This is a genomic window from Sharpea azabuensis DSM 18934 (assembly GCF_000702165.1).
GTDB classification, from domain to species: domain Bacteria; phylum Bacillota_I; class Bacilli_A; order Erysipelotrichales; family Coprobacillaceae; genus Sharpea; species Sharpea azabuensis.
Window position 1 is genome coordinate 1 of record NZ_JNKU01000001.1, and the last position, 18,500, is coordinate 18,500.

At 39.0% G+C, this 18,500-nt stretch carries 20 protein-coding genes; 16 read left to right on the top strand and 4 right to left on the bottom strand.

Annotated elements, in window-relative coordinates; all coding sequences use genetic code 11:
* Positions 1–164: 164 nt before the first annotated feature.
* From tnpA (T529_RS0100005) to T529_RS0100015, 3 genes are all read left to right on the top strand, one after another.
* Entirely contained in the window at positions 165–605 is a 441-nt protein-coding gene (gene tnpA / locus T529_RS0100005; RefSeq protein WP_033161555.1) for an IS200/IS605 family transposase, read from the top strand.
* Positions 562–1,701, top strand: coding sequence for an RNA-guided endonuclease TnpB family protein (locus tag T529_RS0100010; protein ID WP_033161556.1), 1,140 nt, complete (start codon positions 562–564; stop codon positions 1,699–1,701). The genes tnpA (T529_RS0100005) and T529_RS0100010 overlap by 44 nt, the downstream gene beginning before the upstream one ends.
* A gap of 296 nt (positions 1,702–1,997) precedes the next feature.
* Positions 1,998–2,621 carry a class I SAM-dependent methyltransferase gene (locus tag T529_RS0100015; protein WP_033161557.1) on the top strand — a complete coding sequence of 208 codons (624 nt, stop codon included), beginning with the start codon at positions 1,998–2,000 and terminating at the stop codon, positions 2,619–2,621.
* A gap of 112 nt (positions 2,622–2,733) precedes the next feature.
* On the opposite strand, the gene pdxT is transcribed toward T529_RS0100015, so the two are convergent.
* The gene (gene pdxT / locus T529_RS0100020) at positions 2,734–3,312 is read right to left on the bottom strand and encodes a pyridoxal 5'-phosphate synthase glutaminase subunit PdxT (RefSeq protein ID WP_033161558.1); all 579 of its coding nucleotides are present in this window, start codon (positions 3,310–3,312) and stop codon (positions 2,734–2,736) included.
* 2 nt (positions 3,313–3,314) lie between these two features.
* Complete coding sequence (gene pdxS / locus T529_RS0100025) at positions 3,315–4,190, bottom strand: pyridoxal 5'-phosphate synthase lyase subunit PdxS (protein ID WP_033161559.1); 876 nt, start codon at positions 4,188–4,190, stop codon at positions 3,315–3,317.
* Between the two features lie 106 nt (positions 4,191–4,296).
* Between pdxS and pdxR the strand changes: the two genes are divergently transcribed.
* The 5 genes from pdxR (at position 4,297) to T529_RS0100050 (ending at position 9,534) form a co-directional block, all read left to right on the top strand.
* Positions 4,297–5,697, top strand: a complete 1,401-nt coding sequence (pdxR, locus tag T529_RS0100030) for a MocR-like pyridoxine biosynthesis transcription factor PdxR (protein WP_033161560.1) — start codon at positions 4,297–4,299, stop codon at positions 5,695–5,697.
* A gap of 161 nt (positions 5,698–5,858) precedes the next feature.
* Positions 5,859–7,796, top strand: a complete 1,938-nt coding sequence (locus T529_RS0100035; protein ID WP_033161561.1) for an oleate hydratase — start codon at positions 5,859–5,861, stop codon at positions 7,794–7,796.
* Between the two features lie 139 nt (positions 7,797–7,935).
* Positions 7,936–8,433, top strand: a complete 498-nt coding sequence (locus T529_RS0100040) for a hypothetical protein (RefSeq protein ID WP_033161562.1) — start codon at positions 7,936–7,938, stop codon at positions 8,431–8,433.
* A 68-nt stretch (positions 8,434–8,501) separates the two neighbouring features.
* Positions 8,502–9,041 carry an RNA 2'-phosphotransferase gene (locus tag T529_RS0100045; protein ID WP_033161563.1) on the top strand — a complete coding sequence of 180 codons (540 nt, stop codon included), beginning with the start codon at positions 8,502–8,504 and terminating at the stop codon, positions 9,039–9,041.
* A 13-nt stretch (positions 9,042–9,054) separates the two neighbouring features.
* Positions 9,055–9,534: a pyridoxamine 5'-phosphate oxidase family protein gene (locus T529_RS0100050; protein WP_033161564.1), complete on the top strand. Its 480-nt coding sequence runs from the start codon at positions 9,055–9,057 to the stop codon at positions 9,532–9,534.
* 117 nt (positions 9,535–9,651) lie between these two features.
* Here T529_RS0100050 and T529_RS0100055 read toward each other — a convergent pair whose 3' ends face one another.
* Both T529_RS0100055 and tnpA (T529_RS0100060) read right to left on the bottom strand, forming a co-directional pair.
* Entirely contained in the window at positions 9,652–10,785 is a 1,134-nt protein-coding gene (locus tag T529_RS0100055) for an RNA-guided endonuclease InsQ/TnpB family protein (RefSeq protein ID WP_033161565.1), read from the bottom strand.
* 9 nt (positions 10,786–10,794) lie between these two features.
* The gene (gene tnpA / locus T529_RS0100060; protein WP_033161566.1) at positions 10,795–11,187 is read right to left on the bottom strand and encodes an IS200/IS605 family transposase; all 393 of its coding nucleotides are present in this window, start codon (positions 11,185–11,187) and stop codon (positions 10,795–10,797) included.
* Between the two features lie 463 nt (positions 11,188–11,650).
* On the opposite strand from tnpA (T529_RS0100060), the gene T529_RS0100065 reads away from it, so the two are divergent.
* From T529_RS0100065 to T529_RS0100100, 8 genes are all read left to right on the top strand, one after another.
* Positions 11,651–12,994: an MATE family efflux transporter gene (locus tag T529_RS0100065; RefSeq protein ID WP_033161567.1), complete on the top strand. Its 1,344-nt coding sequence runs from the start codon at positions 11,651–11,653 to the stop codon at positions 12,992–12,994.
* Positions 12,995–13,074: 80 nt separating this feature from the next.
* The gene (locus T529_RS0100070; RefSeq protein WP_033161568.1) at positions 13,075–13,620 is read left to right on the top strand and encodes a biotin transporter BioY; all 546 of its coding nucleotides are present in this window, start codon (positions 13,075–13,077) and stop codon (positions 13,618–13,620) included.
* An 87-nt stretch (positions 13,621–13,707) separates the two neighbouring features.
* The gene (gene acpP, locus T529_RS0100075) at positions 13,708–13,944 is read left to right on the top strand and encodes an acyl carrier protein (RefSeq protein WP_033161569.1); all 237 of its coding nucleotides are present in this window, start codon (positions 13,708–13,710) and stop codon (positions 13,942–13,944) included.
* Positions 13,945–13,991: 47 nt separating this feature from the next.
* Positions 13,992–14,408, top strand: a complete 417-nt coding sequence (accB, locus tag T529_RS0100080; RefSeq protein WP_033161570.1) for an acetyl-CoA carboxylase biotin carboxyl carrier protein — start codon at positions 13,992–13,994, stop codon at positions 14,406–14,408.
* Positions 14,408–15,769, top strand: a complete 1,362-nt coding sequence (gene accC, locus T529_RS0100085) for an acetyl-CoA carboxylase biotin carboxylase subunit (protein WP_033161571.1) — start codon at positions 14,408–14,410, stop codon at positions 15,767–15,769. The genes accB and accC overlap by 1 nt, the downstream gene beginning before the upstream one ends.
* Positions 15,762–16,628: an acetyl-CoA carboxylase, carboxyltransferase subunit beta gene (gene accD / locus T529_RS13570; RefSeq protein ID WP_033161572.1), complete on the top strand. Its 867-nt coding sequence runs from the start codon at positions 15,762–15,764 to the stop codon at positions 16,626–16,628. Before accC ends, accD begins: the two co-directional genes overlap by 8 nt.
* Positions 16,629–16,630: 2 nt before the next feature.
* Entirely contained in the window at positions 16,631–17,566 is a 936-nt protein-coding gene (locus tag T529_RS13575) for an acetyl-CoA carboxylase carboxyltransferase subunit alpha (RefSeq protein WP_033161573.1), read from the top strand.
* Between the two features lie 5 nt (positions 17,567–17,571).
* Positions 17,572–18,492: a beta-ketoacyl-ACP synthase III gene (locus T529_RS0100100; protein ID WP_033161574.1), complete on the top strand. Its 921-nt coding sequence runs from the start codon at positions 17,572–17,574 to the stop codon at positions 18,490–18,492.
* Positions 18,493–18,500: the final 8 nt, after the last annotated feature.

Sequence of the window (18,500 nt, forward strand, 5' to 3'; positions counted from 1 at the left end):
TGAACGAAGTGAAAGCAAGCGCCTTTAGACGCGAGCAGGTATCATAGGCTTATAGCCGCAGTTCAAACCACGCCTTTTAGACGTGGTTTTGATTGACTTTTGTATCCTGCACTTTTATAATCTAAATATAGTCAGTCGTAACTATTAGAAAGGTCATAAACACCATGCAATTAGACACAAATAATCATTCGGTATTTATGTTGCGTTATCACCTTATAATGTGTGTAAAATATCGTAATAAGGTGATAGATGATACTGTCTCTAACCGTCTGAAAGATATGTTTGTAAAAATTGCCCCTGCGTATAACATTACGCTGGAGGAATGGACTCACGATATGGACCATGTTCACATTCTGTTTAGAGGGCAACCCAATACCGAAATCAGCAAGTTCATCAATGCTTACAAATCAGCGAGCAGCCGCATCATAAAGAAGGAATTTCCTGAGATACGTAAATCCTTATGGAAAGAGATGTTCTGGTCACAGAGCTTTTGCCTGCTGACCGCTGGTGGTGTCACAGCAGATATCATTAAGCAGTATATACAGTCACAGGGAGAGAAAGATGGCAAACAAGGCAATCAAGTACAGAGTGTATCCTACAACTGAACAAGGCACCATGTTCTCTAAGACCTTTGGCTGCTGCCGTAAGGTCTATAATCTTATGCTTTCCGATAAGATTGAAGGCTACAGGACCACAGGCAAGTTTCCTGCTGTTACGCCTGCCCAGTATAAGGATGAATATCCATATCTCAGGGAGGTAGACAGTCTTGCCCTTGCAAATGTGCAGATGAATCTGCAGGCTGCTTTCCGTCATGCCTTTAGCAAATCTCGCAAAAAGAATAACGGATTTCCTAAGTTCAAGTCTGCAAAGCACAGTCGCAGGTCTTATACGACAAACAATCAGAAAGGCACAGTTGCTATTATAGACAATAAGTACATCAGACTTCCTAAGATTGGTAAAGTAAAAGCTGTCATCCATCGCGTTCCTGAAAGTGGTTGGCTTATCAAATCTGCTACTGTATCTCAGGAATCAGATGGCAGGTATTATGTTTCTGTGCTTTTTGAATTTGAAAACGCAGAGAACAATTATATCGTAGATAAAGCCAACGCTATTGGATTGGATTATGCTTCTGATGGTCTATATGTTGACAGTAATGGCAATGCGGGTACTAATCACAAATATTATCGTGAAAGCCATGACAAGCTTGCCAAGGCACAACGCAAACTGTCCCGTATGAAAGGCTCTAAGAAGCATGAAGATAAATCCAATAATTATATCAAGCAGCTCCGTAAAGTAAATAAGATCCATAGGCATATTGCTAATCAGCGTCTGGATAACCTGCATAAAATATCTACTGAGATAGCCAATCAGTATGATGTTGTATGTGTGGAATCCTTAAATATGCGTTCTATGGCAAATCGCAGCTTCGGTAACGGCAAGGCTACACTTGATAATGGATACGGCATGTTGCTTAACATGCTCGAATATAAGCTGTCTGACAGAAACAAGTATCTTATCAAAGTGAATAAGTGGTTTCCGTCATCACAAATCTGCAGTTGCTGCAATACATTGCATCCTGAGATGAAGGATTTATCTAAGCGTAAAATGATATGTGATTGCGGACTCACGATAAGCCGTGACCAGAATGCTGCTATCAATATACTAAATGAAGGATTACGTCTGCTTAGTGAAGTGGCATAAACAAAATATATAGAGTAGGGATGGAATAGCCCGAACTCATACGCCTGTGGACATTGTGTAAGACGTTGAGCTGCGTAACAATGCAGCCAATGCAGTAGTGGTTGAAGCAGGAAGCTCCGACTTCTATAAGTCGGAGTAGTTCACATGATAGGGTTTACTTCATTATGAGGTAAACTTTTTTATACAATTCTAAAATAAGAACATGTTCATTGTTGATTGTTAGATATGGCTAACTGTGATATACTAAGTTAGGATTAACTAATTGTTGTGTTATGAAAAGCATGAGGAGTGATATTATGGGATTATTTCTAAAATTTATCAATAACACAAGAAAGCCATCGGGAATACTTGGAAAAATTATGATTTACAGCATGAATAAAGGTCATGCGAAAATGGCGGACTGGGGAATAAAACATTTTCCTAAGATACAATTTCAAAACCTTTTAGATATTGGCTGTGGTGGTGGGCGAAATGCTTTGACCTTGCTTAAAAAGTATGATTGTGCCCATCTTACTGCTGTTGACTACTCACCACTTTGTGTTGAAAAGACACGTCAGTATAATCAACAATTCATAAAGGAAAAACGTTGTGATGTTTTAGAAGCCAATGTTCAAGCGTTGCCGTTTCCAAGTGATTCATTTGAGATGGCGACTGCTTTTGAGACAATCTATTTCTGGCCAGGATTAGAAGACTGTTTCAAAGAAGTCTATCGTGTGCTTAGTCATGAAGGATATTTCTGTATTGTTTCAGAAAGTGATGGGGAAGATGCTGAAAGTCAGAAATATGAAAAGATTATTGATGGAATGCATAACTACACACTTATACAAATCAAAGAAACTTTAAAAAAGGTAGGATTCAAAACTATTGATTGTTTTCATCATGAAGTGAAGCCATGGATTGCTGTTATTGCAAGAAAATAGTGCTATTTGTCTTTGCTTAAACAAAGGATGGAATTGAAATGCAATGTTGTTGAAGATAATCATGATGATAGATTGTAGGACATCCTGCAGTCTTTTATTATGAAAAAACCAGTCAAGATGACTGGTTGGATGGTTGAATGAGTGAGAGGAAATATTGATGGATTCTTGTATCATGGGTAAGTTCGGGATGAAAGGATAAACCAATCTGATGATGATATTGGACGGCTACAATATGATTATTGACAACACTTAGAATATCAACATCATCACTTACGGATTCAATATAAGGCGCACGGATAAAGATGGCCGGATAGTGACCAATAGGTGGCATATCAATATCTGAATCAAAGCTTGCAAGCTGTCGGCCATAGGCATTGCGTTTTATGACAATCGGCAATGTGCCTAGGTGGGCAGTCTCTTCCTGATCAATAGTCTTAGCTAGAAGAATAAGGCCAGCACAGGTCGCAAGAACAGGCAAACCTTCATTGATAAGCTGTTGAATAGGCTTGAGTAATCCAAGCTGTCGTAAAAGCTTACCCTGAACGGTACTTTCGCCCCCTGGCAGAATGAGTCCATCTATGCCTTCAAGATCTTTTCGCTGTCTTATTTCCACAACCTCAGCACCTAATTCCTGTATGATCTTCTCATGTTCGATAAAAGCACCTTGTAAAGCGAGTATGCCAACTTTCATAGCTATTGTCCTCTTTCTTCCATAATGACTTTGATTTCACTTGGATTAATACCAACCATAGCTTCGCCAAGATCTTCTGAAAGTTTAGCGATAAGAGCTGCATCCTGATAGTTAGTGACAGCCTGGACAATCGCTGATGCACGTTTTGCAGGATCACCAGACTTAAAGATGCCTGAACCGACAAATACACCTTCTGCGCCAAGCTGCATCATCAAAGCAGCATCGGCAGGAGTAGCAACACCGCCAGCCGCAAAGTTGACAACGGGTAGTCTTTTATGTTCATGAACATAGAGTACCAAATCGTAAGGGACACGAAGCTGTTTAGCTTCTTCAAAGAGTTCATCTTTTTCCATCGCTGCAATTTTTCTTATTTCTCCATTCATCTTACGCATATGGCGGACAGCCTGAACAACATCGCCGGTACCTGGTTCACCTTTTGTACGAATCATTGCTGCTCCTTCGTTAATTCTTCTTAAAGCTTCACCTAAGTCTCTTGCCCCACATACAAATGGTACCTTGAAATTTGTCTTATCAATATGATAGACATCATCAGCGACAGAAAGCACTTCTGATTCATCAATATAATCAATATCAATAGCTTCTAGTATTTGTGCTTCGACAAAATGGCCAATACGGCACTTCGCCATGACAGGAATGCTGACAGCTTCCTGAATGCCTTTAATCATTTTTGGATCACTAATACGAGAGACACCACCAGCCGCTCTAATATCAGCTGGTATTCTTTCAAGTGCCATTACGGCGCAAGCACCTGCTTCCTGAGCGATTCTTGCCTGTTCTGGTGTTGTAACATCCATGATCACACCACCCTTAAGCATTTGTGCCAACCCTTTATTTAATGCATATCTTTCATTACTCATTTTTCTTTCCCCCTTGTATTCTTCATGGGGATATCATACAATCTAACTGGGTCTAAAAAAATATCCAAAATAATAAATATTTAGATGCCAGAAGAAGGGAGAAAAGATGCTGACCTATACCTTTACAAACAACGACATACCTCTCTATGAACAAGTCTATAATGCGATAAAATCAGATATTTTAAGTGGCAGATTGCCACCAGGAACGAAGCTTGCTTCCAAAAGAAGTTTTGCCTCCCACAATGGCATGAGTACCATAACGATTCAAAATGCTTATGACCAGTTGATCAGTGAAGGCTATATTTATACATTACCGCGAAAGGGCTATTTTGTCTCAAAATTAGAAGGGCTAAGAAACATGCCCCAAAAACTATCGCTTAATCTTGATATCAAAACACCACACCCACCAAAAACCTACACTTACGATCTTTCCAATAATATGATAAATCCTGATAACTTCCCTTTCTCAATATGGGCAAAGCTTTCAAGAGACAATCTGGCACATAAGCGTAAGGAACTTATGAGCGTTGCTCCAGCTAATGGCCTTTTTGAATTAAGAGAGGCCATCAGTAAGCATCTCTCATCATTTCGTGGCATGCGTGTTGATCCTAATCAGATTATTGTTGGCGCTGGGACTGAATATCTCTATGGAATTCTTATTCAGCTACTTGGGAATGATTATCGTTATTGTATTGAAAATCCTGGATATAAGAAATTACTGCAAGTCTATCAACAATATGGTGTTGAATGTGTTTATGCCAATATCGATGGAAATGGTATTATGCCTGGTGAACTGCATGATAAGCATGTCGATATTGCCCATATTTGTCCTAATCACCATTTCCCAACAGGCATCACCATGCCGGCATGTCGTCGTTATGAGATCTTAAGCTGGGCTAATGAAGAGAGTGGGCACTATATTATTGAAGATGACTATGATAGTGAACTTAGAAGTCATGGTAAGCCTTTGCCTACGCTCTTTAGTATTGATGGCTGTGAGAAAGTTATTTATATGAATACATTCTCTAAGTCGCTTGCCCCAACAATGAGAATAAGCTACATGATTCTTCCTGTTCATCTAGCCAATCGCTTTTATGAGCATCTTGCTTTCTCATCGTGTACCGTTTCCAATATCGAACAATATACATTAGCTTCATTCATCAACGAAGGTTATTTTGAAAAACATATTAATCGTATGCGCCTTTATTATGCAAGAAAACGTAAACAGCTACTTGCCATGTTAAAGACAAGTCCATTAAGTACTATTTGTGAAGTCCATGAAAATGAATCAGGACTCCATTTCTTATTGCAATTACATACCCATTTGTCTGAAGAAGAAGTTCAAAAAAAGCTGGATGAGGAAGATATGCGTATGCAGTCTTTATCCGATTATTATATGGATAATCAAAAGAATAAAAAACATATGTATATTATTCATTATTCCAATCTTCCACTCGATCATATGACTGATGTCTTTGATCGTATTTATGATCTTGTACATGACTGAGATGTATTTTATACATAATTGTATAATTAACAATACATGAGAGGTGTTGAAGCCTCTCTATTTTTTTGTATTTATATCAAAACAATTGACGCATGAAAGCGTATACGATATGATTATGGTATAGAAAATGACCAATGGTCAATTATAAAGGAGGACAATCTATGTATTACAGCAGTGGTAATTACGAAGCTTTTGCGAAACCTGAAAAGCCTGAAGGCATCGAGAAGAAGCATGCCTATATTGTTGGCTCTGGTCTGGCAGGTTTAGCTGCAGCTTGTTTTCTTATCAGGGATGCACAAATGCCCGGTGAAAACATCACAGTCTTTGAATCTCTTCCAATAGCTGGTGGCTCTTGTGATGGTCTCCATGATCCACAAAAAGGCTATATTATGCGTGGTGGCAGAGAGATGGATAATCACTTTGAATGTATGTGGGATCTCTTTAGATCTATTCCATCCATTGTCAATCCAGGTGAAACCATTTTCTCTGAATACTACAAGCTCAACAAAGAAGATCCAAACTATTCCCTCTGTCGTGTGACAGAAAAACAAGGTCAGGATGCCCATACTGATCGCCAATATGGATTAAACAAGAATGCTGAAAAACAGATTTTAAAGCTCATGCTTTCAACTGATGAAGAACTTGCCGACAAGAAGATTGATGATGTCTTTGATGAAGATTTCTATAAGACAAACTTCTGGATTTACTGGCAGACAATGTTTGCCTTTGAAAAATGGCATTCCGCACTTGAAATGAAACTCTATATGCAAAGATATATTCATCATATTGATGGCTTGCCAGACTTAAGTGCACTTCGCTTTACACGCTATAATCAGTATGAATCCATGATTCTTCCAATGTTGAAATATATTGAAGATGCTGGTGGAAAGATTGCCTATAATACACAAGTGACTGATATCCAGTGTGAAACATCACCTACAAGAAAAGCTGCTCGTTATATTGCCTATGTGCAGGATGGTGTAGAAAAACATCTTGAATTAACTGATGATGATTTTGTATTCATTACCAATGGTTCACAGGGAGATGGCAGTGCTTATGGTGATCAGACACATGCCCCAGAAATCACAATCAAGAATGGTCAGGGACCTTCTATTGAACTCTGGAAGAAATTGGCTGCTCAGGATGATGCTTTTGGACATCCTGATAAATTCTTCAAAGATATCAAGGAAACAAGCTGGGAAAGCTGGACAGTTGATACCGCAAATAAACAGATCTTAAGTGCAATTGAGAAGATATGTCATCGTGATCCATTGAGTGGTAAGGTTGTTACTGGTGGTATTGTTACGGCAAAAGATTCATCATGGCTTATGAGCTGGACAATTAATCGTCAGGGTCAATTCGTTGATCAGCCTGATGATCATTGCTTAATCTGGGTTTATGGCTTGAATTGCTGGGATGATGATGGTGATTATGTACATAAGCCAATGTATAAATGTACTGGTGAAGAATTATGTCAAGAATGGCTCTACCATATTGGTATTCCAGTCGATGAGATTGATGAACTAGCCAAGCAATGTAATACAACACCATGTATGATGCCTTATGTCACATCTTTCTTTGAACCACGTGCTTATGGCGATCGTCCATTAGTTGTACCTGTTGGTTCCGTCAATATCGCTTTTGTCGGCCAGTATGCCGAAACACCAAGAGATACAGTCTTTACAACAGAATACTCCATTCGTACAGCCATGGAAGCTGTCTATACATTATGTAATGTTGATAGAGGCGTTCCTGAAGTATGGGGCTCAGTATTCGATGTCCGTGAACTGATTAAGGCTGGCGTAAAGATGAATGATGGCAAGATGATCAAAGAATGGCCATTACCAGCTAGTCAGAAGGCTGCAATTGCCGGTGCTTTCAAGCTGATCAATAATACAGAAATCTCTAAGCTACTGATTCGCTTAGGTGCAGCAGAGAAGAAAGATTTTGCCCCAATTGTTGAAATGCCAAAAGTCAAAGTAGAAGTGACTTCTAGAGTCTCTGAACTCAAAGATTCTAAGACAGCTAAGATTGGGGCTGGTGTTACAGTTGCCTCCTTGATGGCTATTGCTGCATTGTTGCATAAAAAGAAATCTTAAACTTTTCAACTTGCATTCTCGAAAAAAAGGATTAGAATGAATGCATAAAGTGTAACCCACAAAGAAGAAATAAGTCTTAATTGGCGTAGTCTCCTAGAGGCTGCGCTTTATTATTTCTATTTTGAGGAGGAACATTGTTATGAAAAAAATGAAAGGTTTGGTTTTTAGTCTTATTATGTCCTATTCTATGGCTATTGGCATGGAAGTCTACAATATTGCCTATAAGCTGGGCTATCATATGCAAGCGGGTGGGTTTTCATCGATGCATAATGTTGTCTTTCTAGCTGCTTTAAAAGAGGCAAGCTATATGGGCATTATTGTCTTTATCATTTCTACGCTTTATGGCAATCGTCTTGGACAACATATCGCATCACATATTTGTGATCAAGAAAGAGATCCATCTTATTTCTGTATGTTGATAAGACAGGGTGCAACAATCGCCATTATGTGTCCATCCATGAGTCTTATCGCGTCTATTCTCTTTACTATTATTCTTGCCCATCAGCCACTTATTCAGCTGCCAGCTATTTTTGTCTGTACGCTTATGAAGAACTTCCCGATGGCATTCTTCTGGAATATCTTTGCGGCTTCACCTTTTACAAGAACAATCACCAAATGGCTCTTTACATCAAAATAGAAAGTCATCAAGCTTTTTATTGAAGAAGGGCGAAAAGCTTTCTACAATAGGATCAAGGAAGTGAGAACATGGATCAAAAAACACAAATAGGGAAATTCATCGCCTTGATTCTAAGACATAAACCTCAGGTTATTGGTATTACGCTAGATGAACATGGCTGGGCAAAGGTGGATGAGCTGATTGCTGGCATACAACACAAATATCCTCATTTCAACAAAGATTTTCTTGAAGATATTGTAGCTTCAGATGATAAACAGCGTTATAGCTTTAATGAAGATCATACATCGATTCGTGCTAATCAGGGACATTCGATACCCGTTGATGTTGAACTTCAAGAGGTTGTTCCTCCAGTTGTATTATGGCATGGGACGGGTGAAAAGTATGTTTCATCCATTGATGAAATTGGTCTGATTCCTAAGACAAGACTCTATGTTCATCTTTCTAGTGATGTTGAGACAGCACATAAAGTTGGTATAAGACATGGGAAATGTGTCATTTATCAAGTGGATGCGAGAAAGATGTATGAAGATGGCTATCATTTCTATCTTTCCATCAACCATGTCTATCTGACAAAAGCAGTCCCAATACAATATCTACATAAACAATAAGTGAGGCAATAATATGTATAACTATCGTAAAATGAGACGTGTCAAGCAGGAAATCTCTAGACAAGAGTGCATTGAAGTTTTAAAGAATGCGCCAAGGGACATCTTATCAATGCATGGCGAAAATGGCTTTCCTTATAGTGTTCCTATTAATCAATACTATGATGAAGAAAATGGTAAACTCTATTTTCATGGTGCTAAAGAAGGATTGAAGCTTGATTTGTTGAGGGAAAACAATAAAGTTTGTTTTACCATTATTGATGAAGGTTATCAAATAGAAGGGGAATGGCCGATGCATTTCCATAGTGTTATTTGTCTTGGGACAATCCATGAAGTCACTGGCCAAGAGAGCTTTATCAATCATTTAAGAAAGCTAGGCAATAAGTATTATCCTAGTGAGGAAGATGTTGATGACTTAATATCAAAAACAATATCACGTATCTGTTTATATGAAATGGATATTGAGAGAATGACGGTTGACACTCCCCATGCCTAAAGGCAGGGGATTCTTGCTACCTGCCACTACATAGTGGCTGACCATTACATTTCTGTTAAGTCGTAGTGCAAGGTATGGGTGTGCCATCACCCATCATAGGGCAGAACATATAGTTCCCTACGCAGTATGTCTGATATTACTATCGCCAACATACTCAGTTGAGTTGCAGATGTTCATGGCTCCAAGAATATCTCGGTGAATGTGGAATCCGCATTTACAAGTATAGTTTCTGTCATTAGCATGATGTACATGACCGCAGACAGGGCACGTCTGACTTGTGTATGCAGGGTTTACGTGCTCAACTGCTATGCCTGCCAATTTAGCTTTGTATTCTATAAACTGTGCGAGTCTGTAGAATGACCAATTATGCAGGCTATGGTTGTTTTTACGACTTGTTCTTGTCGTAGAACGGATATTTGCTAAACGCTCTAATTTTATGGTTTTAACGTTGTGTGCAACTGCTGTTTCCACAACGTCATGGCTTAACTTATGGTCGATATCTTTCATGATACGCTGTTCTTTATCATTGATGCGTTTTACAGCATCTATATGTTTGGCTTTTTGAAGCTTTTTACGAAGACATCTATAATGCCTACGCATGTATTTGTTCTTACGCCCGTTGCCGTAGAATTTCACACTACCATCAGAAATATAAGATACCGCAGGACACTTAACACCAAGGTCAACACCCATGACGTTTCCTTCGGTAGTATATGTAGGTTCAATTGTTTCGTATACGACCTGGGCAACTATTTTGCTGCCCTTATAAACAATGCGCATGGTTCCAAGTTTACTGTTTGCAAAGACAGACTTCTGCTTATCAGACATCTTGGTTTTAACGGAAAGCCTTTTAGACTTGCCGTTTACCATGACGGGGAATTCAATATAATCACCATTGATTTTGAAATTCTGATTGTTGACGTAGCAGCATGTTTTTTTGAGTACGGGCAGCGTGGCTGTTACCGTGATGTTTTTGCCTTGTTTGGCAAGCTTGTTGTTCTTGCGGTCAGCATCACGACAAGCTTTATTGTATTTCTTAACTATAGACTTTGCATCACGGATGCATTGATTTGTTAACGCTGACGGAAGATTCGCCTTAACGTCAGCAGTTGTGTATTTTGAGATGGATATGCCGTTCGCAGCATCAGAAACAAGGCTGTTAACAGTATTTATATATTCTGTCATAGTTGCCACGATAAGAGACTTCTGTTCTCCTGTCATATAAAGTTTTACTGTTTCTGATAGTTGCATAAATGATACCTACACATTCTTTTGATTCTCAATATACTGTTTAATAACTGCAAGCGGAGCACCTCCTACCGTTGAAACAAAATAACTATTAGTCCATAAGCTCGGAAGTCTTGATTTAAGCCAAGGAAATTCAGTTCTTAATACTTTAGATGAATAACCTTTTATCTGTTTTACAGCTTTATGCACTCCGAACTGTGGGTCTACTTCCATAAGCAAGTGTACATGGTCTGGCATGATTTCCATTTCAATAATTTCGACGTTAAGTTGGTCGCACTTTTCTTTAATCAGCTCCTTTAGGCGAACATCAACACCGTTTATTAAAACGGAACGTCGATACTTAGGACACCATACCACATGGTATTTGCAGAAATAGACTACATTGCGATTAGATTTGTATTTCATATAGATATTATACCACTCTAATACAATTCTTACCTAAGGGATTAGATAACTTTCGGCAAGATAATTGTAGCCTTATATCCCCATTGCTAAAGCAAGGGGCTTTACGGCGACATTTGGTAAAGAGAAGCCTAGGCCAACAATCATCGTTCCAATAACCATCTTAGTAAAACTATAGGATGTGAAAGTAAAGGTTCCACCGTGAACTCTACCCCAGCTGTAGAGGTGGAGGCTTCGTAAGAAGATTGGTATTTAAGTTTCCACCTTTTCAGGCAACCCTTATTCTTACAGGCGTTTCCACTTCGCCACTACCGTATAGGAAATCAACACTTTCTAGAATAATTCTTGCATTATGCCTATTCCTCCTATAGAATAGAGCTTGCTTAAAGAAACAGAGCTACAAATTTGGCTATTTCTGAGAAAAAATAGTCGGGTTTGTAGTTTTTTTATGTCAGGAGGATATTTTATGAATCAAATGAAAGATAAACCTATTTTTCCCTTATTGATGTCAATGGCATTTCCCCCAATGATATCCATGTTGATCCAGTCACTATACAATGTTGTTGACAGTATCTTTGTCGCTAAACTAGGTGAAGATGCTTTGACAGCCGTCTCGCTGATTTTCCCTTTACAAAACTTTTCACTCGCAATGAGTGTTGGCTTGGGGATAGGCATGAATGCACTGATTGCCCGTCATTTAGGAGCTAATGATGAAAAGAAGGCATCTTATATTGCCTCACAAGGGATATATATGAGTTTCTTGCACTCATTGATTTTTGTGATTATTGGCCTCTTTCTCATTCAGCCCTTCCTCTCGCTATTTACGACAAAACAATCCGTCCTCGATTATGGTGAGCAGTATGGCATGATTGTCATTACTTTGACTTTTGCATCCTTTATCCATATTGCGATAGAAAAGATGTTCCAGGCCTGTGGTAATATGGTCATTCCAATGATTATGCAGATGGTAGGTGCTATCGTAAATATCATTCTTGATCCTATTCTTATCTTTGGCTATTTTCATATGCCTGCTCTAGGTGTTGCTGGAGCAGCTATTGCGACAATTATTGGTCAGTTTAGTGCATGCATACTTTCCATCATTCTTTTTACAATATTGCAGACACCTATCCATCTTCATCTAAAACAGCGTCTTCATTTTTCTGCATTTAAAGAAATCTATGCGATTGCCATTCCATCATGCTTAATGATGTGCTTGCCATCCATTCTTGTCTCCTTGTTGAATATGATTCTTTCGCTTTCTTCACAAACAGCTGTCGCATTCTTTGGCATCTACTATAAGTTACAGACATTTGTCTATATGCCATCCAATGGCGTTATTCAAGGAATGCGACCAATTATCAGTTTCAACTATGGCGCACGTGATTATAAGCGTATGAAAGAGACCATTCTCATTACGACAAAGACAATAGGTACTATTCTATTAGGGGGAACTTTGCTTTTTATTGTAGCGACAAAACCTATTCTTTCATTATTTAGTGCTAATGATGCAATGATGACTATGGGCATTCCTGGCTTGCGTGTTCTTGCACTTGGCTTTGTGATTTCAACATTTGGTACTGTTATGTCCGGTGTCTTTGAAGCCATCGGTGAAGGAAAGTATTCACTCTTTATTTCTTTGTTGCGACAATTCATTATAACTGTTCCATTATCCTATATTCTTATTCACTATCTAGGTGTTATGGGAGTATGGATAACTTTCCCTATTTCAGAAGCTATAGCTCTTATTACTTCATGGATTCTCTACAAAACTACTTATCACAATCATATCTCTCAATTGGACATCTCTTAGATGTCTTTTTTTATTTTTAATATTTGAACTTCAAAATAAATAATAATGTGCTATAATGACGACCATAGGAGGAGAAAGAGATGAGAAATCAAACAAAGTATTTAGTGGAAAGGGCGATGGCAATCGCATTGCTTATTATTGGTGCACAAATTGCGATACCATTACCACATATGATACCCATCAGCCTACAGACACTTGCTATTTATATTATTGCCATGACTTTCAACAAGAATCAGGCATTGATCATCACATTGATTTATTTGTTTATGGGAGCGATAGGTTTGCCTGTCTTTGCCAGCTTTTCGGGTGGCATGGATCATTTGCTTGGGGCAAGTGGGGGATTTTTATTGGCCTTTCCTATTCAAGCTTATATCACAAGCCTGCTTGTTCATAAGGGTGATACCAAGTTTATGAATCTTATTGGGATGATTGTCGGCACGGGTATTTGTTATGCTGTGGGGTGTGCTTATTTTATGTATCTTACCAAAACATCATTAGCGCATAGTCTGATCATTTGTGTATTGCCTTTTCTTGCTGGTGATGCTTTAAAGATGCTTTGTGCTTTGACGATTGTAAGAAGTTTAAAGAAGGCTTTTGTAATCAGAGATGTGCTATTAAATGAGTGATAAAATTTGAATTTCAAAATTAGAGTTTGAAATTCAAAATTAAGCGTGCTATAATCCCAACGAAAAAGTTTTAAGGAGGATATGAAGATGGAAGAAACTTTTCAGACTGTAAAGGATATTATTGTTGACTCATTAAGCTGTGATGAAGAAGATGTCACATTGGAAGCAAGACTTGCTGAAGATCTTAATGCGGATTCACTAGATGCTGTTGAATTAATGATGGCGATTGAAGATGCATTTGGTATTGAAGTACCAGATGAGGCAGCTCAGGATATGAAGACTGTTAAAAGCATTGTTGCCTATGTAGATAAACATAAAGCATAATTTAAACTTTGAAATTCATAATTTGATATTCAAATAGGAGGAAGCATATGGATAAAGTCAAAGAATTGATGAAAGCCTTTGAAGAGGCTAACATCAATAAAATGAAATTAGAGATGCATGATCTTAAGCTCGAACTTGAAAAGAGTAGTGGTACTGCACAAAAAAGCATTGAGACAAGAAGGGAAGAGACACTCGAGGAAAAAGAACCCCAAAGTGACATTCTTGCTTATAAAGTCAAAAGCCCACTTGTTGGAACATTCTATGCTTCTCCATCACCCGATGCCAAAGCTTATGTACAAGTTGGGGATCATGTCACAAAAGGTACAACACTTTGTATTATTGAGGCTATGAAAGTTATGAATGAAATTAAGGCACCTGTTAATGGTGTCATTCAAAAGATTCTTGTCCAGGCGAATGATATGGTTGAATATGACCAGGTCTTAATGACAATTGAGGAAGATTAATGTTTAAGAAAATATTGATTGCGAATCGTGGCGAGATTGCTTTACGCATTATTCGTGCATGTAAAGAAATGGGCATAGGCAGTGTGGCAGTTTATTCCACTGCTGATAAGAATGCTTTGCATGCACAGCTTGCCGATGAAGCTATTTGTATTGGTGGTGAGCGTCCTCATGATAGCTATTTGAATATGCAAGCTATCATTGAAGCGGCCTTAAAAACAGGCTGTGAGGCCATTCATCCTGGCTATGGCTTTTTATCAGAAAATAGTGAGTTTGCGAAGCTTGTGGAAGCTTGTGGACTGAAGTTTATTGGTCCAAGTGGTGACATCATTGATGCTATGGGCAATAAGGTTGAAGCACGTGAGATGATGATAAAAGCGCAAGTACCAGTTGTACCAGGCAGTCGAGGAATCATTAAGAGCTTTGAAGAACTAGAAGCACTTGTTGAAGAAATAGGCTATCCTGTGTTGATTAAAGCATCAGCTGGGGGAGGCGGTCGTGGTATGCGTAAGGCTTATCATGCAAGCGAGTTAAAAGAAGCCTATACAACGGCTAAGGCAGAAGCAAAGGCCGCTTTTGGCAATGATGATATGTATTGTGAAAAACTGATTGTCAATCCTAAGCATGTTGAATTCCAGATTCTTGCTGATCATTTTGGTCATGTTGTCTATCTTGGTGAACGTGATTGTTCGATTCAAAGACGTAATCAAAAGATGCTTGAAGAATCGCCATGTAAAGTACTTGATGAAGACTTACGCCAAAGAATGGGTGAGGATGCGATTAAGGCAGCTAAGTGCTGTGGCTATACAAGTGCAGGAACAGTGGAATTTGTCCTTGATCATGAAGGGCACTATTACTTTATTGAGATGAATACCCGTATACAGGTAGAGCATCCTGTCACAGAAATGGTTTTTGGTATTGATCTTATTAAAGAACAGATTCGTATCGCTCAAAGATTACCACTTTCCTTTACTCAGGAAGATATCAAACTGAATGGTTATGCGATTGAATGCCGTATCAATGCCGAAGATCCCCAGCATGACTTTGCCCCTCAGCCAGGGCATATTCATACATTACATTTCCCAGGTGGCTTTAATGTTCGTGTTGATTCACATATCTATCAAGATTATGACATCCCGCCTTATTATGATTCCATGCTCGCAAAACTGATTGTTCATGCACCAACCCGTCTTGAAGCAATTAAGAAAATGCGCAGTGCTCTAAGTGAACTTGTGATAGATGGCGTAATCACAAATCAGAAAGTCCTTTTCTATATTATGCACCAAGTTGACTATGTTAGAGGGCATTTTGATACAAGCTTTATGGAACAACATCTAAAAGAGATGGTGGAAGAAAATGGATAAGATATTCAAGAAAAGAAGAAGTCAGTTAGAAAACTTTAATAGCTATTTAGGCAAACATAAAGACGTAAAAACACTTGAAGCACCCGATGACTTATTTACAAAATGTCCTTCTTGTAAGGCCATTATTCCAACAAAACAAATAGAAGAACATCTCTTTGTCTGTCCTGAATGTGGCTATCATTTTAAAATGACAGCCTATGATCGCATGATGGCTGTATTTGATCAGGGCAAGTTTAAAGAGCTTTATAGCCATATGCACACAAATGATCCCCTGCACTTTCCTGGCTATGACAAGAAGCTATCCAAAGCAATCAAAGCAACGGGAATGTATGATGGGGTGATGGTAGCAACCGGTACGGTTTCAGGCATCAAGAGTGTTGTTGTTGTGATGGATAGTCACTTTATGATGGCCTCTATGGGAAGCGTTGCTGGTGAGAAGATTACAAAAGCCATTGAGCATGCGACAAAACGCAAGAGACCACTGATTATTTTTACAGCGAGCGGTGGGGCACGTATGCAGGAAGGTATTTTCTCTTTAATGCAGATGGCTAAGACGACTGCTGCTTTAAAAAGGCATTTGGATGCCGGGCTACTTTATATTGCCTACTTGACCAATCCCACATATGGTGGTGTAAGTGCCTCCTTTGCCATTTTAGGCGATATCAATATTGCTGAAGAAGGCGCAATGATTGGCTTTGCCGGTCCACGTGTTATTGAAACCACAATGAAACAAAAATTGCCTGAAGGCTTTCAAAGTGCAACATTCTTAAAAGACCATGGTTTTATTGACATGATTGTGAAAAGAAACAAAATGCGTTCAACACTCAGTCTACTTTTACATATGCATCAGGAGGCTTAAAAATGACATTAAAAGAAAAGCAGGACACCCTTCAAAAAAGCATTGATCAACTGAACATGATGCAAAATGATCCAACTATGCAGCATCAAGATATTGAAAAGCTGAAACGGGAGATTGAAAAAGAAAAACAAGACATCTACAGCCATTTATCTGCTTATGATCGACTTTATCTCGCACGAAGACAAGATCGTCCGCATTTGAGAGACTATATCAATCAGCTCTTTGATGATTTTATAGAAATGCATGGGGATCGTTATTTTGGTGATGATCAGGCTATTGTTGGAGGAGTTGCTTATTTTGAGAATCAGCCCGTGACAATCATAGGTCATCAAAAAGGTCATAATCTTGATGATAATATGCAATGTCGCTTTGGCATGGCTTCACCAGAAGGCTATCGTAAAGCGATTCGCTTAATGAAACAGGCCGAAAAGTTTCATCGACCAATCATTACTTTTGTCGATACGCCTGGTGCCTATCCTGCAAAAGAAGCCGAAGAAAACAATGTGGGTGAAGCGATTGGACAATGCCTGCTAGCCCTTTCTGATATCAAGACACCGGTTATTGCTATTGTCATTGGTGAAGGAGGATCAGGTGGTGCATTGGCATTAAGTGTCGGTGATCATCTTGCAATGTTGGAAAATGCTGTCTATTCTGTTTTGTCACCAGAAGGCTTTGCGTCCATCTTATGGAAAGACAAGAGTGGTGAACGTGTTGCTGAAGCCTGTGAAGTCATGAAGATGACAGCTTATGATCTTCTTGATTTCCATATCATTGATGAAATTATTCCTGAAGCGCAAGGTGGTGCCAACCAAGATCCATTAGTCAGTTATAAAGCCATCAAGGCCATGCTTGAAGAACAGCTCAGCGTGCTTAAGAAGATGGCAATTAAAGATTTATTGAGAAAGCGCTATGAGAAGCTGAGGGTGATTGGGAAGTGAGAGAGATGAAGGGAATTTCTATTGTCAATACGGGCTACTATGTGCCTGAAAGAAGAGTTGAAAATGAAGTCTTTTCCAAAACACTACAGACAAGTGATGAATGGATTGTAAGTCGTACTGGTATTAAGGCTAGACATTTTGTTGAAGAGGAAACGACAACAACCCTTGCCTATAAGGCTGCATTAAAGGCCATTGAAGGCATTGACAAGAAAGAAATTGGCGTTGTCATTGTTGCATCAATGACAAATGACTACCTTACGCCAAGTACCGCCTGTCTGCTGCAAAAAGCATTAGGACTTCAAGAAGATATCATTGCCTTTGATTTATCCGCAGCTTGTTCTGGCTTTGAATATGGACTTTCAGTCACACGTGCTCTTCTTTATGCCAATAAGAAGCGCTATGGACTTATTGTTGGAGCGGAATGCCTATCTTCTATTCTTGATTTTAAGGATCGCTCAACATGTGTTCTTTTTGGCGATGGTGCTGGGGCTGCTGTGGTGGAAAAGGCGGATAAGCTTTATCTCGATTTGAGCGGGGCAAGAGGGAATCAGGATGCCCTTTATGTCAGAAGGGATGAACAGATCTTACATATGCGAGGCAGAGATGTTTTTCGCTTTGCGACAACTGTCATTTTGACAAGTATTGAACGTCTATTAAATGAAGCCAAGCTCAGTGTTGATGATATTGATTATTTCATTCTGCATCAGGCAAATGGTCGCATTATTTCCCATGTTTATAAAAAACTCAAAGCGCCTGCTTCAAAGTTCTATATGAATCTTGATGAGTATGGCAATACTTCAGCTGCTAGCATTCCTCTTGCTTTGTCGCAAATGAATGAGAAGAAAATGTTGAAGAGAGGGATGAAAATCATCCTTGTTGGATTTGGTGGCGGACTGACTTATGGGGCAAATCTTTTAGAGTGGTAGGAGGTTAG